This is a genomic window from Saccharopolyspora halophila, from assembly GCF_039531955.1.
Taxonomy (GTDB): Bacteria; Actinomycetota; Actinomycetes; order Mycobacteriales; family Pseudonocardiaceae; genus Saccharopolyspora; species Saccharopolyspora halophila.
The window spans coordinates 1-23,683 of the sequence record NZ_BAAARA010000011.1 but is presented as its reverse complement, the minus strand read 5'-3'; the positions used below and the strand labels follow the sequence as shown (position 1 = coordinate 23,683).

At 70.9% G+C, this 23,683-nt stretch carries 8 protein-coding genes and 3 pseudogenes; 6 read left to right on the top strand and 5 right to left on the bottom strand.

Annotation, left to right across the window (positions count from 1 at the left end; translation table 11 throughout):
* Nucleotides 1–4 precede the first annotated feature (4 nt).
* From ABD289_RS17830 to ABD289_RS17820, 3 genes and pseudogenes are all read left to right on the top strand, one after another.
* A pseudogene (locus ABD289_RS17830) lies at nt 5–5,152 on the top strand (SDR family NAD(P)-dependent oxidoreductase); the annotation flags it as partial.
* A 64-nt stretch (nt 5,153–5,216) separates the two neighbouring features.
* Nucleotides 5,217–6,404: a cytochrome P450 gene (locus tag ABD289_RS17825; RefSeq protein WP_344133721.1), complete on the top strand. Its 1,188-nt coding sequence runs from the start codon at nt 5,217–5,219 to the stop codon at nt 6,402–6,404.
* A 305-nt stretch (nt 6,405–6,709) separates the two neighbouring features.
* On the top strand, nt 6,710–7,918 hold the full coding sequence (locus ABD289_RS17820; protein WP_344133718.1) for a cytochrome P450: 1,209 nt from the start codon (nt 6,710–6,712) through the stop codon (nt 7,916–7,918).
* A gap of 57 nt (nt 7,919–7,975) precedes the next feature.
* Here ABD289_RS17820 and ABD289_RS17815 read toward each other — a convergent pair whose 3' ends face one another.
* The 5 genes from ABD289_RS17815 to mhpA form a co-directional block, all read right to left on the bottom strand.
* Nucleotides 7,976–8,839 carry an SAM-dependent methyltransferase gene (locus ABD289_RS17815; RefSeq protein ID WP_344133715.1) on the bottom strand — a complete coding sequence of 288 codons (864 nt, stop codon included), beginning with the start codon at nt 8,837–8,839 and terminating at the stop codon, nt 7,976–7,978.
* Nucleotides 8,840–8,896: 57 nt separating this feature from the next.
* Nucleotides 8,897–10,693 carry an FAD-dependent monooxygenase gene (locus tag ABD289_RS17810; RefSeq protein ID WP_344133712.1) on the bottom strand — a complete coding sequence of 599 codons (1,797 nt, stop codon included), beginning with the start codon at nt 10,691–10,693 and terminating at the stop codon, nt 8,897–8,899.
* 52 nt (nt 10,694–10,745) lie between these two features.
* Nucleotides 10,746–11,780, bottom strand: coding sequence for a methyltransferase (locus ABD289_RS17805; protein ID WP_344133708.1), 1,035 nt, complete (start codon nt 11,778–11,780; stop codon nt 10,746–10,748).
* Between the two features lie 362 nt (nt 11,781–12,142).
* Nucleotides 12,143–13,126, bottom strand: coding sequence for a class I SAM-dependent methyltransferase (locus ABD289_RS17800; RefSeq protein WP_344133705.1), 984 nt, complete (start codon nt 13,124–13,126; stop codon nt 12,143–12,145).
* Between the two features lie 274 nt (nt 13,127–13,400).
* Nucleotides 13,401–15,071 (bottom strand): bifunctional 3-(3-hydroxy-phenyl)propionate/3-hydroxycinnamic acid hydroxylase MhpA, encoded by a 1,671-nt coding sequence (gene mhpA / locus ABD289_RS17795; RefSeq protein ID WP_344133702.1) that lies wholly within the window; start codon nt 15,069–15,071, stop codon nt 13,401–13,403.
* 357 nt (nt 15,072–15,428) lie between these two features.
* Between mhpA and ABD289_RS17790 the strand changes: the two are divergent.
* From ABD289_RS17790 to ABD289_RS17785, 3 genes and pseudogenes are all read left to right on the top strand, one after another.
* Nucleotides 15,429–18,089, top strand: a pseudogene (locus tag ABD289_RS17790) (AMP-binding protein); the annotation flags it as partial.
* A gap of 291 nt (nt 18,090–18,380) precedes the next feature.
* Nucleotides 18,381–19,349: pseudogene (locus ABD289_RS25370) on the top strand (acyl carrier protein); the annotation flags it as partial.
* Between the two features lie 74 nt (nt 19,350–19,423).
* Nucleotides 19,424–23,683 (top strand): type I polyketide synthase (locus ABD289_RS17785; protein ID WP_425564718.1); only part of this gene is annotated, 4,260 nt, incomplete at its 3' end.

The window sequence follows — 23,683 nt, the reverse complement described above, 5'->3', positions numbered from 1 at the left end:
TGCCATGCCCGACGAAGAGAAGCTCGTTGAGTACCTGAAGTGGGTCACCGCGGACCTGCACCGGGCCCGGCAGCGACTGGAGGAGGTCGAGTCGGGCAAGCACGAACCCGTCGCGATCGTCGGCCTCGCCTGCCGCTTCCCCGGTGGCGTGCGCACACCGGAGGACCTGTGGGAACTGCTGTCCTCCGGCGGGGACGCGATCTCCGGCTTCCCGACCGATCGCGGCTGGGACCTCGGCACCCTCGCGGGCGGTGCCGAGGGGCACAGCTCCACGCTGCAGGGCGGTTTCCTCTACGACGCGGCGGAGTTCGATCCGGGCTTCTTCGGCATCTCGCCGCGCGAGGCCATGGCGATGGACCCGCAGCAGCGGTTGCTGCTGGAGACCACCTGGGAGGCCATCGAACGCGCGGGCATCGACCCGGCCTCGTTGCGCGGCAGCCGCACCGGCGTGTTCGTCGGCACGAACGGCCAGGACTACGGGCACGTGCTCATCGGTTCGCAGGAGGACGTCGGCGGGCACGCCGGAATGGGCACCGCTGCCAGCGTGATCTCCGGGCGGGTGTCCTACACGCTCGGTCTCGAAGGGCCGGCGGTGACGGTGGACACCGCCTGCTCCTCGGCCCTGGTGTCGCTGCACCAGGCGGCCCAGGCGCTGCGCGGCGGCGAGTGCTCGCTCGCGCTGGCCGGTGGCGTCACGGTGATGACCACGGCCTCGAACTTCGCCGGTTTCACCCGGCAGGGCGGGCTCGCGCCGGACGGCCGCTGCAAGGCGTTCTCCGATGACGCCGACGGCACCGGCTGGTCCGAGGGCATCGGTGTGCTGCTCGTCGAGAAGCTCTCGGACGCGCAGCGCAACGGTCACCCGGTGCTCGCGGTGGTCGAGGGCAGCGCGGTGAACCAGGACGGCGCGTCCAACGGCCTCACCGCCCCGAACGGTCCCGCCCAGCGCGAGGTGATCCGCGCGGCGCTGGCCAGCGCCGGGTTGAGCGGGTCCGATGTGGACGCGGTGGAGGCGCACGGCACTGGGACCACGCTGGGCGATCCGATCGAGGCGCAGGCGCTGCTGGCGACTTACGGCCAGGACCGCGCGGAACCGCTGCTGCTGGGGTCGATCAAGTCCAACATCGGCCACACGCAGGCCGCGGCGGGCGTGGCCGGTGTGATCAAGATGGTGCTGGCGCTGCGCAACGGCGTGCTGCCGAAGACCCTGCACGTCACCGAGCCCTCCGCGCACGTCGACTGGTCGGCGGGAAGCTCTCGCCTGCTCACCGAACCGACCGACTGGCCGGGCGGGGAGAAACCGCGCCGCGCCGGGGTTTCCTCGTTCGGCGTCAGCGGCACGAACGCGCACGTGATCCTGCAGGAAGCGCCCGAGCCCGAGACGGCGGAACCCGCGGCCGACGGCCCCACCGCGTCGCGCGGCGTGGTGCCGCTGGTGGTCTCGGCCAAGTCCGGCACCGCGCTGGACGCCCAGATCGAGCGGATCGAGCTCGTCGACGGAAACCCGGTCGACATTGGGTATTCGGCGCTGAGCACCAGGCCGACCTTCGACCACCGGGCGGTGCTGCTGTCCGGTGCCGACGGTGTCGCCGAGGCCGCGCGCGGTGTCGCGAGCGGTGGTGCTTCGCTGGCCGTGCTCTTCGCCGGTCAGGGTTCGCAGCTGATCGGCATGGGGCGCGAGCTGCACGAGCGGTTCCCGGTCTTCGCCGAGGCGCTGGACGTTGTGCTGGCCAACCTCGACCCCGCGGTGCGCGAGGTCATGTGGGGCGCCGAGGAGGAACCGCTGCAGCGGACCGGGCACGCCCAGCCCGCGCTGTTCGCGATCGAGGTCGCGCTCTACCGGCTGGTGGAGTCCTTCGGCGTCGTCCCGGACCACCTCGCCGGGCACTCGATCGGCGAGATCGCCGCGGCTCACGTGGCCGGTGTCCTCTCGCTGGAGGACGCCTGCCTGCTGGTATCCACCCGAGCGCGGCTGATGCAGGCGCTGCCCGCAGGCGGCGCCATGATCGCGGTCGAGGCCGCCGAGGAGGAGGTCCGGCCGCACCTGCCGGACGGGGTGTCCATCGCCGCGATCAACGGGGCCGAGTCGCTGGTCCTCGCCGGCGCCGAGGACGAGGTGTCCGCAGTCGCGCAGCGGTGGAAGCACAAGCGGCTGCGCGTCTCGCACGCCTTCCACTCGCCGTTGATGGACCCGATGCTGGACGAGTTCCGCGCGGCCATCGGCGGGATCTCGTTCTCCCGGCCGCGCATCCCGATCGTCGCCGGCGGCGACGTCACCTCGGTGGACTACTGGGTGCGGCACGTGCGGGAAGCGGTGCGCTTCCACGACAACGTGACGTCGCTGCGGGACTGCGGGACCACCGCGTTCCTGGAGATCGGACCCGACGGCGCGCTCTCGGCGATGGTCGACGGTTGCGTCCCGGCGCTGCGCAAGGGCAGGTCGGAGGAGGTCGCGCTGCTGACCGCGCTGGCGCGGCTGCACGTCACCGGTGTACCGGTGGACTGGCAGGCGTGCTTCGAAGGCACCGGGGCGCGGCGGGTGGAGCTGCCGACCTACCCGTTCGACCGCGAGCGGTACTGGCCGGAGTCCACCGCGGACCCGAGGGGACCGTTCGGCGGGATGTTCCAGGGGCAGCAGCCGTCCCTGTACCGCATCGACTGGACTCCCGCGGAGATCGCCGCGGCCACCGGCGGTGCGCGCTGGGCCGTCGTGGGCGACGATGAGCTCGACCTCGCGCACCTGCTCTACAGCGCGGGGCAGACCGTGACCGGGTACGGCGAGGAGCTGACCGACGCCGTCGGCGACGGCGGTACGGCGCCGGACGTCTTCCTCGTGACGCTGACGGGCGGCGAGGACGCCGCCTCCGCGCACGCGTTGACGACCCGGGTGCTCGGGCTCGTCCAGGAGTGCCTGTCGAACCCGAAGTTCGACAACTCGCGGGTGGTGTTCGTCAGCCGCGGCGCGGCCACCGGAGAGGACTTGGCCGCCGCGTCGGCTTGGGGACTGGTGCGCTCGGCGCAGTCGGAGAGCCCGGGGCGCTTCCTGCTCGTCGACATGGACGGCGAGCCGATGTCGGCCGCGACGTTGCCGAAGCTGGTCTCCTCCGACGAGCCGCAGGTGCTGGTGCGCGACGGTTCGGTGCGCGCAGCGCGGCTGTCCGAGCTGCCGCGGACGACACCGGCCGCGCGCTCCTGGGACCCCGAACGCACGGTGCTGATCACCGGCGGGACCGGCGGGCTCGGAGCCGAGCTCGCGCGGCACCTGGTGACGCGGTGCGGCGTGCGGCATCTGCTGCTGGTCAGCAGGCGCGGACCGGAGGCGCCGGGCACGGCCGAGCTGGAAGCCGAGCTCGCCGCGCACGGCGCGACCACGACGATCACCGCCACCGACATCTGCGACCCCGCCTCGGTGTCGGCCCTGGTGGCCGGGATTCCCGAGGAGCACCCGCTCGGCGCGGTGGTGCACACCGCTGGAGTGCTCGACGACGGCCTGGTGGACACCTTGACGCCGGAGCGGCTCGCCTCCGTGCTGCGGCCGAAGGTGGACGGGGCGTGGAACCTGCACCGCGCCACCCGCGACCTCGGCCTCGCCGTCTTCGCGCTGTACTCGTCGGTGGCGAACGTGCTCGGCGGTGCCGGGCAGGGCAACTACGCCGCCGCGAACGCCTACCTGGACGCGCTCGCCGCCCATCGGCGCGGCGCCGGGCTCGCGGGAGTCTCGCTGGCGTGGGGCCCGTGGACCCAGGCAGGCGGCATGACCGGCGGGCTCAGCGATGCGGCGATGGACCGCATCACGCGGTCCGGAATGCCGCCGCTGGCACCCGAGCAGGGGCTCGCGCTGTTCGACGCCGCCGTCGCCGGTGACGAGGCCCTGGTGGTCGCCGCCCAGGTCGAAACGGGCTCGCGCGGAGCGGTCGCCCCGCTGCTGCGCGGTCTCAACGCCGAGGAACCGGGCGCGGGCGCGACCGGCAAGGCCGCGGTCACCGTGCTGGATCGGCTGCGCGAGGCCGAACCGGGGGAGCGCGAAGGCATGATCCGCGACCTCGTGGTCGGCATGTCGGCGGCGTTGCTCGGGAATTCCGATCCGAGCGCGGTCGATGCCGACCGGGACTTCCTGGAACTGGGCTTCGACTCGCTCATCGCGGTGGAACTGCGCAACCAGCTGTCCGAGCAGCTGAGCGTGAAGCCGTCCAGCTCCGTGGTCTTCGACAGCAAGACGCCCGCGCAGCTGGCCAAGACAATGCTCGGCGAACTCGGCGCGCTGGACGGGCCGAGCGCCGTGGCGGTGCAGGGCGCCGGGCAGGCCGTGGACCCGGGAGATACCCTGCACGGGCTGTTCATGGCGGCGGTCGGCTCCGGCAAGGTGATGCAGGGCCTGCAGATGCTCAAGCACGTCGCGCTGCTGCGCCCGATGTTCGAAACGCCCGCGGAACTCGAGGAGCTGCCCGCTCCGGTCCCGCTCGCGAACGGTCCGGGCCTGCCCAAGCTGATCTGCATCAGCGCTCCGGGGGCCACCGCGGGCATCCACATGTACGCGCGCCTGGCGGCTCAGCTGCGCGACAAGCGCCACGTCTCGGCGTTGCCGCTGGTGGGCTTCGAACCGGGCGAGGCCCTGCCCGCGAACAGCGAGGCCGCGGCGCGCTGGGTCGCGGAGAGCGTGCTGCACGCCAGCGACGGTGACCCGTTCGTGCTCGTCGGCCACTCCTCGGGCGGGACGCTGGCCTACTTCGCGGCAGGCGTGCTGGAGGAGACCTGGGGAGTCCGCCCGGAGGCCGTGATCATGCTCGACACGTTGAGCCTGCGCTACGACAGCCACGAGGGCATGGACTTCGACGCGGTCACGGCGAACTACTTCAGCACCATGGAATCGCCCGCGGTCAGCCTCAACAGCGCCCGGCTGTCGGCGATGGCGCACTGGTTCGTCCGCATCGTCGACATCGGCGTGCAGACGACCGCGCCGAAGCTGCTGGTGCGCTGCGCCAAGGAGGTCGGCGGTACGGAGCTCGACATCACCAGCCAGGACGTCGCGGTGCCGCACGACGAGATGCGCGTCGTGCAGACCGACCACATGTCGATGGTCAAGGAGGACTCCGCGCTGACCGCGGAGGTGATCGAGGACTGGCTCGGCACCACCGTCCCCGCGGAAACGTGATCCGGGCATCGCGCCCGTCGGAAACCGAGAAACCCCAGACAGCGTGCGAAACGTGGAAGGCGTCATGACTGCTTCGCGAGAAGAACTCCCCCTGGTGACCGCTGAACGTCCGTCCATCCTGACGTTCAGCGAGGTCCGCCTCCAACTGCAGGCGCAGGCACCCGTGTGCCGCATCCGCACTCCCGCGGGCGATGAGGGCTGGCTGGTCACGCAGCACGCGGAGGTGAAGGAGCTGCTGCAGGACGACCGGCTGGCCCGCTACCACCCGGACCCGGCCAACGCGCCCCGGTTCCTGCGCAACCCGATGCTCGACATGCTCGTGACCGACGTCGACGTCGAGACCGAGCGCCGGGCGCACGAGGAGAAGCGCGCGCTGTTCACCAAGAGCTTCGCGGCCCGCCGCGTGCTGGATCGCCGCTCCCGGGTGGAGGCCATCGCGCACGCCAAGATCGACGAGATCCTGCTGTCGGAGCAGCCCGCGGACCTGCACGAGACCTTCTCGACGGTGTTCGCGCAGAACGCGCTCTGCGACATGATCGGCATCCCGGAGGACTCCCGCCAGAAGCTGCTGGAGCAGATGGACCGGGTCGGTGCGGTCGATCAGCAGCACGCCGAAGGCGGCATGGACGCGGTGTTCGGGTTCGCCGCCGAGGTCGCCGGGCGCAGGCGCGAGGACCCGGGCGACGATGTGATCACGCGGTTCGCGGAGAGCGGCCTGACCGACGAACAGATCGGTGTGCACGTGGTCACGCTGCTGTTCACCGGGCTGGCCGGCTTGGTCAGCCACCTCGACTTCGGGGTGCTGCTGTTCCTGCGGAACCCGGAGCAGCGCCAGCTGGCGATGAACGACCCGGAGATCATGGCGCGCGCCGTGGACGAGGTGATGCGGGCGACCATCGGCAGCCCGGTGCTGCCGCGCTACGCCGCCGAGGACATCGAGATCGGCGGCGAGACCATCGCCGCCGGTGACCTCGTGATGCTGGACTTCTCGCTGGCGAACTTCGATTCGCGGGTCTACGACGACCCGGAGAAGTTCGACGTCACCCGCACGCCGAACCCGCACTTCACGTTCGGGCACGGGATGCGGCACTGCACCGGCGCTCCGCTGGTGCGCATCATCATGGCGGTGGGCTTCACCGCCCTGTTCTCCCGGATGCCCGAGCTGCGCCTCGCGGTGCCGGAGGCCGAGCTCGAGACGCACGCGGGCGGGAAGCTCGCCGGTGGCCTCGAGCGGTTCCCGGTCCTCTGGTGAGCGCCGCGGTTTCGGATTTCCGACGTGGCTGCTCGAGTGTGGGTGTGCGTGGCGGTGCGGGTGGCGGAACCTGACGCGCCGTGCGGTTGCGGGATCCGCTCCTTGAGCAGCCGTCCTACGCGGCGTCGCGGCTGTTCTCGCCGCACGACGCGTCAGAACCCGCGGCGGTGCGAGTTGAGTCCCGCGCTCGAAGCAGCGGCTCCGCCGCATACCTGAACAGTTCCTGGTGATCCCGAATCTTCGCTTGGCCCGACAGACCGAGAGGCGGGCCATCGCACGCCGACGAGCAAGGTGCAGATCTGCCCATGATGGACGAAGCGCTCCCGGCCACCCCGGGATGTCCGTTCCCGATGTCGAGGGACGGTGCGAATCCGCTCGAACCCCCGCCCGAATACCGGCGGCTCCGCATCGAGGAGCCGGTGTGCCGGGTCCGGACGCCGAACGGCGACCTCGCCTGGGTGGTGAGCAGGTACGAGGACGTGCGCGCCGCGCTCAGCGATCAGCGGCTGAGCTCGCGCGTGACGCGGGGATATCCGAGGTTGTTCTTCCCGGAGCCCGGGCCGCCGGGGGCGTTCGTCCAGTCCGATCCGCCGGAGCACACCCGCTACCGGCGGATGGTGGTCGGGCAGTTCACCAGGAAGCGCGCCGAGGAGATGCGGCCCTACGTCCAGGAGCTGGTGGACGAGCGCATCGATGCCATGCTCGCGCTCGACCGGCCGGTGGACCTGGTCACCGAGTACGCCAAGGAGGTGCCGCTGTCGGTCATCTGCAGACTGCTCGGCGTCCCGTACCGCGACCGCGTGGCGTTCGGGCGGTGGGTCAACAAGCTCAACGAGCCGACCGCGAACCCCTCGGTGAACAAGGGAGCGGCGAGCTCGCTGTTCCAGTACCTGCGCAGGCTCGTGACCGCCAAGGCGAAGAAGCCCACCGACGACCTGCTCGGCCGGCTCGCGGCCGAGCACCTGGCCAACGGCGAGATCACCCGCGAGGAGATCACCGCCATCGCGATGATGCTGCTGTCGGCGGGCTACGACACCTCCACCAGCGCCATCTCGCTGAGCGTGCTGACGCTGCTGGAGAACCCGGACGAGCTGGCCCGGCTCCAGGACGATCCGAGCCTGATCAACTCGGCCGTCGAGGAGCTGCTGCGGCACCAGAACATCATGCAGTGGGGCGTCGGCCGGGTCGCCGAGGAGGACGTGGAGATCGCGGGCCGGCGCATCCCGGCAGGTGACGGGGTGATCCTGCTGCTGCCGTCGGCGGACCGCGACGACGACGCCCATCCCGATGCCGCCCGGCTGGACATCACCCGCGAGACCGGGTACTCGCTGTCGTTCGGGCACGGCCTGCACAGCTGCGTCGGAAAGTTCCTCACCAGGGTCGAGATGCAGGTCGCGATCGGGACCCTGTTCCGCAGGATCCCCGGCCTCCGGCTGGTCAAGCCGCCGCACGAGCTCGAGTACCGCGAAGCGGCGATCACCTACGGCGTGCGGGAGCTTCCGGTGACGTGGTGATCAAGCAGCGCGAAAAGCGGTGGCGCGCCCCGTCGTTCGGGGCGCGCCACGGCTCGTTCAGGACCGCTGCGCGACGAGCAGGAGGTACCCGAACTCGTCCACGTCGATCATTCCCGGGGCCGGGATCGACGCCTCGAGCGCGTCTTCCAGACTCGCGCCGGGATTGGCCGCCGCCCACTCCGTCCACGGCTTGGACATCTCGATGAAGGTGCGCCGGGTCGTGTGCTCGCTGATGTCGGTGATCTCCTCGAACAGCATCCCGGCCGCGCGGAGCATCGAGGGGTAGTCCTTCACCCGCGCCGTGCTGATCAACGAGGTCTCGCGCAGCAGGTCCACGAAGGGCCGGTGGACCTCCGGGACGGGAGCCCGTTCGAAGAAGTCCGTCAGCACCAGGCGCCCGCCGGGACGCAGCACGCGGCCGATCTCGCCGAGCACCGCGACCCGATCCGGCATGTGCATCATGGATTCGAGCGCGAAGACGGCGTCGAAGGAGGCGTCCGGGAACGGCAGGTCCAGCGCGTCGGCGAGGCGGAAGTCGAGCCTGCCGCCGAGCTCGCTGGACTCGGACAGCGCCGTCGCCTGCTCGGCCTGCGCCTCGCTGACCGTGATCCCGGTGACCCGCGCGCCCGTGCGCCGCGCCGCGCGCAGCGCGGGACCGCCGATTCCGCAGCCGATGTCCAGCACGTGCTGCGTCTCGTCCACGCGCATCCGGTCGATCACCATGTCGGTGAGCCGCAGGGCCGCGACGTCGAGCGGCGCGTCCTCGTCCGGGGTCTCCCAGTAGCCGAAGTGCAGGTGCTCGCCGAAACCGAAGTTGGCGACGTCGGCCTCGTCGGGCCACAGGTCGCGGGACTCCGCCGCGAAGCGGTCGTAGAGCTTGCCGACCGCTTCGGCGTTCGAGATGGTCGACTGTTCTGACATCAACGGCTCCTTGGGGGTCCTCGGCAGTGCTCCGGTCGTACCTGCCGCGCCGCCGGATCAACCGGTGCCGCCGAGGATTCGGGTGAACACTTCGGTGAGTTCCGCGCTCGGGTCCTGCACCGCGTCGTGGCTGCGCCAGGCGATGAACCGGTCGGGGCGGACCAGGACCGCCCCGCTCGCGGTGACACCGCGCTGCGCGATCCAGGTGGACCGCGGGTCCTGGTAGTCGCCGGTGACGTGCCCTATGCGCAGCACGTCCAGCGGCAGGTTCAGCCGCTCGCCGACCTCGGTCGCGGCCGCGGTCCACCCGTCGTCCTCACCCGCGATGAGCAGGAAGCGGCCCGGCCGCGCCAGGTCCATGATCGGAACCCGGTGGCCGTCCCGGTCCTCGAGCAGGGCGTGCGGCAACGGGTGACCGGGGTGGGTGCCGGGCTGGTAGTTGCGGATCGGGTCGGGGTTCGGCGGTTCCGGCGAGCCGTCGGGGACGACCGCCTCGGACTCGTAGGCGTAGCCGTACTCGAGGTTGAGCGCGTTGAACTCCATCGACTGGCTCGCGACGATGCCGAGCACGGAATCCCGGAACTCCGCGTCCTCCGGACGCCCGCTCCACAGCCTCCGCAACGCCTCCCAGTTGTCCTCCGGAGCGCTGTCCGGGCCCATGCCGAGGGCATCGATGGCGTGCAGGTGGTTGACGATGTTGTCCATCGCCTGCTGGACGGTGCGCGCCGTCACCCTCCTGCGCTCGGGCTCGTAGCTGTCCAGCAACGTCTCGTCCGCGTCGCCGCGCAGCACGGCCGCGAGCTTCCAGGCGAGGTTCTGCGCGTCCTGCACCGCGGAGTTCAGGCCGTACCCACCGGTCGGCGGAAACCGGTGCGCGGCATCGCCGAGCAGGAACACCCGGCCGTGGCGGAACTGGTCGGCGACCGATCCGCCCATCGTCCAGCGGGAGATGCGGTGCACCCGCAGGTCCTGCTCGCCGATGCCGAGTATGCCGCGCACATCGGCCAGTATCGCGTCGTCGCCGGGCACCTCGGCGGTATCGGTCACCGGGGTGGTGTGCACGACCCACTCCTCGGAGCTCGGGCCCCAGTGATCCGGACCCATCGGCAGGAGAGTGGCGCCCACGCCGGTTTCCGGCAGCCAGAGCCAGCGCAGCAGGACCTCCGGATCGGTCAACCGCTCCGAGAGGTCGGCGGACAGGTGCACCGAGACCATGCGCGCGATGTCGTCCACGCCCTCGATCCCGATTCCCAGGGACGGGCCGATCAACCGCCCGCCATCGCAGCCCAGCAGGTAGTCGCTGCGCACCCGGAGGGCGGAACCGGTCGAGCCGTCGCGGACCGAGGTGATCACCCCGCCGTCCTCCGGCTGGAATCCGATCACCTCGTGGCCGAACAGCACCCGGCCCGGTGCGAGCTCCTCGGCCCGCTCCTTGAGCAGCGGTTCGAGCCGCATCTGCGGCAGGTTCGCCGGTCGGCAGGCGCTGGCTGCCAGCCATGCCGGGTTGTTTCCGCCCGCGCCCCAGAGCTCCATCTTGGCCACGCAGCGCCCGCGCTCCCGGCCCCCGTCGCCCTCGACGTACCAGCCCGCGTGCGACATGTTCTCCGGTGGAGTGCCGCGCTCGTAGACCGCGTCGGCGATCCCGGCGTCGCGCAGGATCTCCATGGTCCGCTGGTGCAGCACGTGCGCCTTGGGCAGGTCCGAGGTCGTCGGCGCGGCGCTGACCAGCAACGAGTCCACGCCTTGCAGCGAAAGCAGGATCGACGCGGTCAGCCCGGCGACACCGCCCCCGACGACGAGCACCGGCACATCGACCTCGGTGCCGGTAGTGCTCGCGGTGTTCGGATCGGTCATGCGTTCCTCTCCAAAACCGGCATGCGGCTCCGCCGCATTCTGCGCGGACCCCTCAGGCGGGCTTGCGGCCCACGACCGCGCCGTCGGCGCCAGCCGCGTCGAAGCGGACCACGTCGAGGTTGATGAAGCCCGCGTCGGCCAGCCAATTCCGGTACTCGGCCTCGGAGTAGTTCTGGCCGCCAGCGTGACTGACGAGCATGTTCATCCCCATCAGCGCGGCGGTGGCCGGGCCGGTGCGGTCGGAGTCGAGCAGCAGCTCGCAGATGAGCACGGCCCCACCGGGTTCCAGCGCGTCGAAGCACTTCGCCAGCAGCGCGCGGTTCGACTCCTCGTCGGCGCAGTGCATCACCTGGCTGAGCAGGATCGCGTCGTAGCCGTCGGGCAGCGTCTCGTCGACGTTGAAATCGCCCGGCAGGGCGTCGATGGCCTCTTCGAGGCCGGCTTCCGCGATCTTCTTCTCGATCACCCCGCACACGTGCGGCAGCTCGTAGACGCTCGCGGTCAGCCCGGGCGACCGCCGGCACAGCTCGATCGGAATGCCGCCCGAGCCGCCACCGACGTCGAGCAGCCGCTGGTGCTCGCCGAAGTCGTAGACCTCGGCGAGCGCCTTGCCGGTGTAGCCGGCCAGCGCGTGCATCGCCTCCCAGAAGAAGTTCATCATGAAGTCGTTGGGGGCGAACACGGTTTCCTGCTCGTCCGGGTCGACGAACATCGATCGGTTGGTGCGCAGCGTGTTCACCAGCTGTTCCCAGCCGGGGTAGAGCGCGCGGTCGTAGAACTGCACGAACCCGCCGAAGAAGTACGGCTTGCCCACCACCAGGAATTCCTCGGCCATCGGCGAGTTCCGGTAGCGGTCGCCGTTCTTCTCCAGCAGCTCCAGCGCCACCAGCGCGGGCAGCAGCACGTCGGCGGGACGCTGCTGCACGCCGATCTCGGCCGCGAACTCCTCCGCGGTGACCTCGCGCCCGTCGGCGAGCCGGGTGAACACGTTCAGCTCCACCGCGGCGGCGAATGTCTTGAAGCGCATGAAGCCCGTGGTCAGTTCGAGCAGCGGAAGCTGGCTGACCTTGGTCGTGGTGTCGGTCAAGACCTCTCCTGCCGTTTGCGGGCGATCCTTGCGGGCTAACCGATCGTCACGATAGGCGCGGGCACCTTAGGGGATATTCCAGTTCGGGACTCGCGTGGCGGCGCCGGGAGCGCAAGCTCGGACGCCGCCGAGCTGCGGGATCCGCTGCTCGAGCAGCGACTTGCGCGACGCTGCGGTCGTCCTCGCCCGGCGACGTCTGAGCACCCGCCGCGGCGCGAGCTGAGTCCTCCGCGCGCATTCTGCAAGCCCCGTCGAGGGGATGTTTCAGCTGTGGCGGAGCCGCTGCCGCAGGTGCGCGCCCCGGCGTCCGAGCTTGCGCTCCCCGCACCGCTACGCGGACCGCGGAGCGAACCCGTCGTCGCCTACGCCTTCTTCCGGGCGACGTTGTGCCGGTAGCTGTGGTACTCCGTCTGGATCCGCTTGGGACGGATGCGGGTCGCCTCCAGCACCCGGTCGAGGAGATCGCGGTGGCCCACGAAGTCGGCTCCCGCGAGGTGGCTGCCACCACTTCCCATCATGATGCGGGTTTTCAGCGGGAGCTTCTTCGCCGAGAAGTTCTGCCGGTAGAAGCTGCCCGGCTCCAGGCGCTTGCGGATGGCCGCCCGCACCCGCTCGGTGATGTCGATCTCCTCGATCCAGTCCAGCTCGGAGTCCTCCTGCTTGAGCTGCACCAGGTGCGCGTTCGACTGCTCGGTGAACAGGTCCACGTGCGAGAGGTAGCCGCCGGGCTTGAGCACCCGAGCGGCCTCCCGGAGGAACCCGCCGAGATCCGGGTAGTTGTGCGAGCTCTCGACGTTGAGCACGACGTCGAACGTGCTGTCCGGGAAGGGCAGGGACTCCGCGTCGCCCTGCGCGAAGCGCAGCTGCTCGCCCCGCGACAGCCGGGCGTTGGCCCGATCGATGGCCGCCTGCGACAGGTCCATCCCGACGATCTCCGAGGCGTTGACCAGCCGGGAAGCGAAGTTCAGGCCCTCGCCCAGGCCGCAGCCGACCTCGAGCACCGACTTGCCCGCGTAGCCGTCCACCGGGATCGGGACCGCGCGCAGCGCCTGGTAGTACAACTGCTCGGACAGGCCGTCGGTGTCGTGCTGGCAGCAGCCGGGCAGCAGCGAGTCGATCTCGGCGAGCACCTCCTCGTCGTGCAAGCCCCAGTTCCAGAAGTCGCCCTTCGCCGACCACGACGCGACCCCGTTGTAGATCTCCGAGATCGCGCCCTTGATCTGCTCCGGTTCGGGACCGCCCCGCCTGGTCTCCGACTCGTCGTTGAGCTTGCGGAAGCCCGAGTTGAAGTCCTCCGCGGTGGCTTCCCGGTCTTCGGGGGCCGAATCCTGCGTGCTCGTCGTCATTGCTGTGCCCACTTTCTCCGTGCCGGCGTCCGCCGTTGTCGTTTTCCTCGCGGCCGCTGTCGAAGCCGCCTGCGCTCAGGGGATATGTCAGTTTGGGTCTGCGTGGCGGTGCCGGTAGCGGAACCTCGGAACGCCGCCAGGATCCGGGATCCGCGACTCGGGCAGCGGCCTGCTCGGCGCTGCGGCTGTCCTCGCCCTGCGACGTCCGAGAACCCGCCGCGGCCCGACCTGAGTCCCACACCGCGTGCTGCGAGGCCGCTGGCCGAGAATCCCGTCACCGCTGCTGGTTCCGGCTCCGGGACGCCGCGCCCGCGGCCGGGCGGCGCTGGATCGGCGCTCCGGTGATCTGCGAGCGCAGCTCGCGCACGAGCCGGGGTACGTCGGCGCGGTCGCGCGCGCCGCCGAAGACGTAGAAGTCCGGCCGCACCAGCACCGCCACCTGGTTGAACGCGGTCAGGTACGGGAGGTAGACGTCGCCGACGTCGACCACCTCGTGCGCTCGCGCGTGCTTCGGCCCGGAGCCGAAGGGCAGGACCCGGACCAGGTGCGCGCCGAGATCTTCCAAGAACGCTCGCCCCTCGTCGTCCAGCGCCTCCTGCGGATCCAGCGAGGTGATCAGGGCGAAGCCGTTGCCGATCACGTCGTCGAACAACCCGCGCTGCTCGCCCCGCGCCACCTGGCCCTGCGGCATGAGCTCACCGGCCGGTTTGACGATCGCGCGGCCGATGTTGCGGCGGAGGAACCCGTCCTCCAACGGGAACGACGGCGGCGCGGCCTCCGGCTGGTCCTGTTCGGACCGCGCGGCGATCAGGTACTCGTCGCGCCGGGCCGCCGCCACCGGGTCGAGTTCGGAGACGAGCTTGCCCATCTCGATCGAGGCGTCGGTGGTGCGCCGCACCTGCTTGGCGCGCTCGGCCGGGTAGGTGTCCAGCAGCCGCTCGGCGGCGACCTCCCGCAGCACCAGGTCCAGCCGCCAGGCCAGGCCGGCCGCGTCCCGGACGCCGGAGCACATGCCCTGGCCCGCGAACGGGGGCATCAGGTGCGCCGAGTCGCCCGCGAGCAGCAGCCGTCCCCGGCGCCACCCCTCGGTCATGCCCGCGTCGAAGGTGTAGACGATGTTGCGGGTCAGCGTGGCGTTCTCCGGCGTGACCCCGTGCGGCTCGAGCAGCCGCCACATGGCCTCGACCGCGCTGAGCTCCTCCGCGCTCTCGGCTGGTAGCAGCATGAACTCCCAGCGGCGGTGCCCGCGGCCGCTGGCCACGATGGTCGTCGGTCGCGCGGGATCGCAGATCTGCACGTCCGTCGGGTGGAACTCGCGCGGTTCGTTGAAGACCACATCGCAGAGCAGCCAGTCCTGCGAGAAGCCGAAATCGGTGAACCCGGAGCCCATGCGCTCGCGGACGAAGCTGTTCGCGCCGTCGCAGCCCACCAGCCAGCAGCCGGTGATCCGGCCGTCCTCGAGCGCCGGTCCCGTCGCCCGGACCTCGACGTGCTCGCCGCGGTCCTCCAGGTGATCGACGGTGTGCCCGTAGAGCATCCGGAGGTTGGGCAGCGTTTCCGCGTGCGCTCGCAACGCGGCCTCGTACGACGGCTGGTGCATCACGGCCGCCTTCGGCCACCCCTGGTGACCGGGCCGGTAGGGCGCGTCGAAGCTGAGCAGCGTTCGCCCGTCAGCGTTCCGGAACTCGTACACGCCCATCGGTTCGCCGAGGTCGTGCAGCTGATCGCCGATCCCGGCGGCGGCGAAGTTCCGGGCCGTCTCGCCGTCGATGGTGACGACGCGCGGGAAGGGGTACTGCTCGGCGTAGCGCTCCAGCACGGCCACCTCCCACCCGCGGTGGGCGAGCAGCAGGGCGAGGACCAGACCCACCGGGCCGCAGCCGACGATCACCACGTCCGCGTCGGTGTCGCGTTCGGACCTGGAGCACACAGTTGGGTTCGACATCTCACTTCCGCTCGGTGTGGTCGAAGTCGGTCGCGCGGACGGCCCGCGTGGGCCAGTCGTGCTCCGCGGCGCGTTCCGCCGGGAAGTCCACGCTTCGTGCACCGCGCCGTCCGAGGGGCGGACGGCGTTGCGGGGTCAACCCTAGGGGCGGAGATCTCGTGGTTTTCCCAGAGTTTCGCGAGCCCGCGCGGCGCTGCCTGCGCTTGCTAGGGAATTTCTCACTACTGATCGGGCTAGCGTCGCAGCTGGTTACAAGCAGCGTCGTCCGGCGCCGACCGTCCCGGTTCGCGTGGCCGGTGCGACGGCCCGAGCGGCGGCGGACCCGATCAGCGCACTGGACGAGGGAGCGTCGTCGGCGTGTTACGTACCGAACTCATCCGGCCGTTGTCCGAGCTGTTGCGAGAGCACGCCGACCGGATGCCGGACAAGATCGCGTTCAGCGACCCCCGGCGGGACCTGACCTACGCGGAGTACGAACGGTGCACCGGGCGCCTCGCGGGGCACCTGGCGGACCGGCTGCAGCCCGGTGACCGCGCCATGATCTACCTCGGCAACTCCGTCGAGACGCTGGTGAGCTACCTCGCGGTGATCCGGGCCAGCGGCGTGGCCGTCCCGTTCAACCCGCACTCCGCCGACGCGGAGCTGTCCCACGCGATCGATGACAGCGGCGCTCGCGTCGTGATCACCGATCCCGGCAGGCTCGATCAGGTCCTGGGGCTGCTGCCGGAGCGCCCGCACCTGCGCATCGTCGTCACCGGTAGCGACCCGCTGCCCCGGAACGCCCCGGCGGCGGTCGTGCGCTACGCGGACCTGGTCGAGTCCGAGCCACCGCGCCCGGCCCGGGACGACCAGTCGCTGGACGACGTCGCCTGGATGCTCTACACCTCCGGCACCACCGGCAAGCCGAAGGGCGTGCTGTCCACCCAGCGCAGCTGCCTGTGGTCGGTGGCTGCCTGCTACGCGCCGATCGTCGGGCTCTCCGAGCGCGACCGCGTGCTCTGGCCGCTGCCGCTGCACCACAGCCTGGCGCACGTGCTGTGCGTGATCGGTGCGACGGCGGTGGGAGCCACCACGCGCATCCTGGACGGCTTCTCGGGCGAGGAGGTGCTGCGGGCGTTCGAGCAGGAGAGCTTCACCTTCCTCACCGGCGTGCCCGCGATGTACCACCACCTGCTCGACGCCGCCCAGCGCAACGACGTCGAGATCACCGGCCTGGAACGCTGCCTGACCGCGGGCTCGGTGTGCCCCGCCTCGCTGCGGACGTCCTTCGAGGAGGCCTTCGGCGTTCCGCTCATCGACGGCTACGGCAGCACCGAGACCTGCGGGCTGATGGCGGTGAACTGGCAGACCGGAACTCGCGTCGACGGTTCCTGCGGGCTGCCGGTGCCCGGTCTCGCGGTGCGCCTGGTCGATCCGGAGACCACCGCCGACGTCGCCCTGGGCGAGGAGGGCGAGGTGTGGGTCAAGGGGCCGAACCTGATGGTCGGCTACCACAATCAGCCCGAGGCGACCGCGCAGGCGCTGCCGGGCGGCTGGTACCGCACCGGTGACCTGGCCCGGCAGGACGAGTCCGGCTACTTGACCATCACCGGCCGGGTGAAGGAACTGATCAACCGGGGCGGGGAGAACATCCACCCCGGTGAGGTCGAGGACGTGCTGCGCGTCGTCCCGGGCGTCGCGGACGTGGCCGTCGCGGGGAGACCGCACGACGTGCTCGGCGAGGTACCGGTCGCGTTCGTCGTGTCACGCGAGCCCGGCTTCGACGCCGCGCGGCTCTTCGCCGCGTGCCGGGAACGGCTGTCGGGCTTCAAGGTCCCCGAGCGCGTCTACGAGATCGACCACGTTCCGCGCACCGCCTCGGGCAAGATCACCCGGCACGTGCTGTTCGACCTGCCCGCCCGGATGCGGGCGGCCGGTGACAGCAGGCACGAATCACTGCTGCGGATGGACTGGAGCCCGCTGCCGGACCGGCAGGACACGGCTGCGCAGGTGGCCTCCTGGGCGTTGCTCGGCGCCGATTCCCCCGGCCTGGCCACCGAACTCCGCGCTGCGGGCGCGCCCGTCGAGGTCCACCCGGACGCCGCGACGCTGCACGCCGCGATCACCGCCGGGGGCCGCGCGCCCGAGGTCGCCGTGCTGCGCTGCCCGGACGATCAGGAGGCCGGGCAGCTCGGCCGGGCTGCCGCCGAGGTGACGCAACGGGTCGCGGAGCTGCTGCGGTGGTGGGTCGACCGGCTGCCGGACACCCGCCTGGTGCTGGTCACCAGGGGAGCGGTCGCCGCAGCACCCGGTGAGTCCGCGCAAGACCTGGCGCACGCACCCGTCTCCGGTCTGGTGCGGTCGCTGCAGGCCGAGCACCCGAACCGCTTCGCGCTGATCGACCTCGACGGCCACTCGGCATCGATCGATGCGCTGCCCGCTGCGGTCGCTTCGGCCGAGCCGCAGCTCGCGCTCCGGGCCGGGACCGCGCTCGCACCGGAACTGGTGCGGGTGCCGTCCGCTGTTCCGGGGGATTCGTCGCTGGGACTGGACCCGAACGGCGCGGTGCTGATCACCGGTGTCCCTGGCCCGTCCGGGGCCGCGCTGGCCAGGCATCTCGTGGCCGCCTACGGCGCCCGCGACCTCGTGCTCGTCACCCCCGCCGGGGTGGCCGACGACGCGACCACCGAGTTCGCGGACGAGCTGTCCGGGTCGGGCGTCGAACTGTCGATCGTCGGCTGCGCCGTATCCGATCAGCCCGCGCTGACCGCCGCGCTGGCCGAGCTGCCGCGTCCGATCACCGCGGTGCTGCATTGCACCGACGGTCACGCGGGCGACCCGGCCGCGTCCGAGTTCCGCTCCGCCGTGGACGGTGCGGTGAACCTGCACGAGCTCACCCGGCGGCTCGATCTCGCAGCCTTCGTGCTGGTGGGCACCGCCTCCGACGCTCTCGCTCCGGCCGGACGCGGGGAACGCGCTGCGGCGCACGCCTTCCTGACCGGACTGGCGCAGCACCGGCGCGCTGCCGGACTGCCGGCGCTGTTCCTGGCCGCCGATCCCGAAGGCGATGCGGGCGCGCCGTCCGTCCAGGAGCTCGTCGCGATGTTCGACGTGGCGGCTCCCTCGGAACTCGCTCGAGCGGTCGTTCTCGACGCGGCCGCAGCCGCCGATGACTCGTCCGGCGCGGTGCCCGCCCTGCTGCGCGGCTTCACCGCGACCGCACCGGGCATGACCGGAGCGGACGAGAACGATCGGTCGGCGCTGCGGCAACGGCTGGCCGGCATGTCGCCGGAACAGCAGGACGCCCACCTGCTGCGCCTGGTGTGCGATGCGGTCGCGGAAGTCCTCGGGATCGCGTCCATCGGTGCGACGGCGACGCGGAGCGCGTTCCGCGAACTCGGCCTCACCTCGGTCAGCGCGATCGTGCTGCGCAACCGCCTGACCGCGGACACCGGGTTGGACCTGCCCGCGCCCATCGCCTTCGACCACCCGACGCCGGAGGCGCTGGCCCGCCACCTGCGGGCCGAGCTGCTGGGCGAGCGACCGCAGGCCGCGCTCGCGGCACCGTCGCGCCCGACGGCGGGCGAGGAGATCGCGATCGTCGGGATGGCATGCCGCTATCCCGGTGACGTGCGCTCACCTGAGCAGCTGTGGCAACTGGTCGTCGACGGTGCCGAGGTGGTCTCCCCGTTCCCGGCGGATCGCGGCTGGGACCTGGAGAAGCTGTTCGATTCCGGCCCCGGGAGCAGCGCCACCCGCCTGGGTGGATTCCTGCACGACGCCGCCGATTTCGACGCGGGATTCTTCGGGATCTCGCCGCGCGAGGCGCTGGCGATGGATCCGCAGCAGCGGTTGCTGCTGGAGGTCTCCTGGGAAGCGTTGGAGAGGTCGGGAATCGATCCGGTGTCGCTGCGCGGTCAAGACGCCGGGGTGTTCGCCGGGATCATGTACCACGATTACGGCGCCGGGCTCGTCGATGCGCCCGAGGGCACGGACGGGTACTGGACCACCGGTACCGCGGGCAGCGTCGCTTCCGGCCGGGTCTCCTACGCCTTCGGGTTCGAGGGGCCTGCGGTGACGGTGGACACGGCCTGTTCGTCGTCGCTGGTGTCGATGCACCTGGCCGCGCAGTCGTTGCGGCAGGGGGAGTGCTCGCTGGCGCTGGCCGGTGGCGCGACGATCATGTCGACCCCCTCGACGTTCGTCGAGTTCACCGAGCAGGGCGGTTTGTCCCCGGACGGCCGGTGCAAGTCGTTCGGCGATTCGGCCGACGGTGTGGGTTGGTCCGAGGGCGTCGGTGNTCGCTGCTGCGCGGGCTGATCCGGACCAGGTCGCGCCGATCGCTGGCCGGATCCCGCGCGGCGGAATCGCTGGTGGCCCGGATGAGCGGACTGGACCCCGCGGAACGTCGGGACGCGCTGCTCGACCTGGTGCGCGGCGAGGTCGCCGCAGTGCTGGGGCACGCCGACGGCAAGGCGATCGACCCGTCCCGGGCCTTCCAGGACGCCGGTTTCGATTCGCTGACCGCGGTGGAGCTGCGCAACCGCCTCGGCTCCGCGACCGGACTTCGCTTGTCCGCCACGCTGGTCTTCGACTACCCGAACTCCGCGGTGCTCGCCGAGCACCTGCACGACGAACTGTTCGGCGCGGGCGCGCAGGCGGCCGCGAACGTCCCGGTGCTGGTGAACGCCGCCGATGACCCGGTCGTGGTGGTGGGCATGGCCTGCCGGTACCCGGGTGGCGTGTCCTCACCGGAGGACCTGTGGAAGCTGGTCTCGGACGGCGTCGACGCGATCTCGGAGTTCCCCACCGATCGCGGCTGGGACCTGGACACGCTCTTCGATCCCGACCCCGACCACACCGGGACCTCCTACACCCGAGCAGGTGGATTCCTGCACGAAGCGGGCGATTTCGACGCCGACTTCTTCGGCATGAGTCCACGCGAGGCGCTGGCCACGGATTCCCAGCAGCGGTTGTTGCTGGAGGTCGCGTGGGAAGCGATCGAGCGTTCCGGCATCGACCCGATGTCGCTGCGGGGCAGCCAGACCGGGATGTTCGCCGGTCTGATGTACAGCGACTACAGCGGACTGCTCGGCGGCGGCGACTTCGAAGGCCACCAGGGACAGGGCAGCTCGCCCAGCATCGCCACCGGTCGCGTCGCCTACACCTTCGGCTTCGAGGGGCCTGCGGTGACGGTGGACACGGCGTGCTCGTCGTCGCTGGTGTCGATGCACTGGGCGATGCAGGCGTTGCGCAGCGGTGAGTGCTCGCTGGCCCTGGCGGGCGGCGTCACGGTGATGTCCACCCCGGGGCCGTTCGTGGAGTTCTCCAGGCAGCGCGGTTTGTCCCAGGACGGTCGCTGCAAGGCCTTCGGCGATTCGGCTGATGGTGTTGGTTGGTCCGAGGGCGTGGGTCTGCTGGTGCTGGAGCGGTTGTCGGATGCGGAGCGCAACGGGCATCGGGTGTTGGCGACGTTGCGCGGGTCTGCGGTGAATCAGGATGGTGCGTCGAATGGGTTGACGGCGCCGAATGGTCCGTCGCAGCAGCGGGTGATTCGTCAGGCCTTGGCGAGTGCTGGTTTGTCCCCGTGGGATGTGGATGCGGTTGAGGCGCATGGCACGGGGACGGCGTTGGGTGATCCGATCGAGGCGCAGGCGTTGCTGGCCACCTATGGGCAGGATCGGGATCGGCCGTTGTTGCTGGGTTCGGTGAAGTCGAACCTGGGGCACGCGCAGGCTGCCGCGGGCGTTGCCGGTGTGATCAAGATGATCGTGGCCATGCAGTGGGGCCGGTTGCCGCGCACGTTGCACGCGGAAATGCCTTCTTCGCACGTGGATTGGGAGTCCGGTGCGGTCGAGCTGTTGACTTCGGAGAGGGAGTGGCCGGGGACCGGTCGTGTTCGTCGTGCTGGTGTGTCGTCGTTCGGTGTCAGCGGTACGAACGCGCACGTGATCCTGGAGCAGCCGCCTGCTGCCGCTGATGAGCCGGTGGACGAGTCCCAGGACGTGCCGTCGGTGGTGCCGTGGGTGGTCTCGGCGAAGTCCGAGGCGGCGCTGGAGGAGCAGGTCGCGCGGCTACGAGCCCTCGACGATTCCCCGGTCGATGTTGGGTTCTCCCTGGTGACGGCGCGTTCCAAGTTCGAACGCCGCAAGGTTCTCCTGGCCAGCGACGCCGAGATCACCGACATCGCCACCGGCACGGCCCGCGAGGGCGAGTTGGCGGCGTTGTTCTCCGGTCAGGGTTCGCAGCGGCTCGGCATGGGCCGTGAGCTCTACGATCGGTTCCCGGTGTTCGCGGAGGCTTTGGACGCGGTGCTGGGGCATCTCGATTCGGGTGTTCGGGATGTGATGTGGGGTGATGACCCGGAGGCGTTGAATCAGACCGGGGTCGCGCAGCCTGCGTTGTTCGCGGTCGAGGTGGCGTTGTTCCGTCTGGTGGAGTCGTTTGGGCTGCGGCCGGATTATTTGGCGGGGCATTCGATCGGTGAGGTCGCGGCTGCGCATGTGGCGGGTGTGTTCTCGCTGGAGGACGCCTGTGCGTTGATCAGTGCGCGGGCGCGTTTGATGCAGGCGTTGCCGGTGGGTGGCGTGATGGTGGCGGTGGAGGCTGGTGAGGCTGAGGTGCTGCCGCATCTGGTGGAGGGTGTGTCGGTCGCGGCGGTGAACGGGCCGTCGTCGGTGGTGCTGGCCGGTGATGAGACCGCGGTGCTCACCGTTGCCGAGCGCTGGACGTCGACGCGGCTCAAGGTTTCCCATGCGTTCCACTCGTCGTTGATGGATCCGATGCTGGATGACTTCCGCAATGCGATCAGCGAGTTGACCTTCCACGCCCCGGGCATTCCCGTCATCGCCTCGGGTGATGTGTCCTCGCTGGAGTTCTGGGTGCGGCACGTGCGGGAAACCGTGCGCTTCGCGGATGCTGTCGCGGATCTCGCCGATGCGGGCGTGAGCACCTTCCTGGAACTCGGCCCCGACGGCGTGCTGTCCGCCATGGCAGCGGATTCCGTACCGGAAGACGTGCTGGCGACTCCTGCGCTCCGCAAGGACCGCGCCGAGGAACCGGCGTTGTTGACGGCGCTGGCCCGACTGCACGTCTTCGGTGTCGATGTCGACTGGGCACCGGCGTTCGCGGGCAGCGGAGCCCGCCGCGTCGACCTGCCCACCTACGCGTTCCAGCACCGGCGGTACTGGCCGGTGCTGCCGGCCCGGCGCGGTGATGTCGCCGGGTTCGGCCTGGTGGACGTGGAACACCCGCTGCTGGGAGCGAGCGCGGAACTCGCGGGCTCGGACGGGTTCCTCTTCGCGAATCGCCTGTCGCTGCGTTCCCACCCGTGGCTTGCCGACCACGTCGTGCTGGGCCAGGTACTCGTTCCGGGCGCCGCTCTGGTGGAGCTGGCGCTGCGGGCAGGCGACGAGGTCGGCTGCGACCGGGTCGAGGAACTGACGATGGCGGCCCCGCTGGTGCTGCCCGAGCGGGGCGCGACCCAGGTGCAGGTCTCCGTGGGCGCCGCGGACGAGTCGGGCCGCCGCTCGGTGACCGTCTTCTCCCGGCCCGCGGACGCCGCGGAGGTCCCCTGGACGGAACACGCCACCGGAGCTCTCGCGTCCGACGAGCGAGCGCTGCCGTTCGACGACGGTCTCCATCCGCCCGCGGACGCGGCGCCGGTGGACGTGTCCGGCTGCTACGACCTGTTCGCCGAGGCCGGATTCGAGTACGGCCCGATCTTCCAGGGGCTGCGCGCCGCCTGGCAGCACGGAGACGAGGTCTTCGCCGAGGTCTCGCTGCCCGAGGGTGTGGAGACCGGCGGTTTCGGGCTGCACCCGGCCCTGCTCGACGCCTGCCTGCACGCGGCCGGGCTCGCCGGAGACGGCGCGGCCGGACTGCCGTTCTCGTGGACGGGTGTCTCGTTGCACGCCTCCGGGGCCGCGGAACTGCGGGTGCGGCTGTCCAAGCGGGCCGACGGCTCGATGTCGATCGCTTTGGCCGATCCCGCCGGTGTGCCGGTGGCGTCGGTGGAATCGCTGGTCGTGCGGTCGGTATCGGCCGATCACCTGCAGGCCGCGAGCGCGGAACACGACGCGTTGTTCGGCCTGCGGTGGACCGCCGTGCGGTCGGCGGCCGAGCAAGTCGCGCGGGAGTGCGCGGTCCTCGGCCCGGACGGCTTCGGGTTTCCGGGCACCGTCCACCACGACCTGACCACGGTTTCAGCCGATGCGGTGCTGGTCCCGGTAATCGGCGACGCCGGTGACGTGGCCAGCTCCGCTCACGCCACCACTTCGCGCGTGTTGGGTCTGGTGCAGGAGTGGTTGGTCGAGGAGCGGTTCGCGGGGTCGCGTCTGGTGTTCGTGACGCGGGGTGCGGTTTCGGGTGCTGATGTGGCGGCTTCGGCGGTGTGGGGTTTGGTGCGGTCGGCGCAGTCGGAGCATCCGGGGCGGTTCGTGCTGTTGGACGTGGACACCGAGTCGGTGGACGCATCATTGCTTGAGCGCGCGCTGTCCTGCGATGAGCCGCAGCTGGTGGTTCGCGATGGCGAGCTGTTGGCCGCGCGTCTGGCACGGGTGGAACGTGCGGACGAACGCGGTGTGTGTCCCGTCGAGGGTCCGGTGCTGGTCACGGGTGGTACCGGTGGTTTG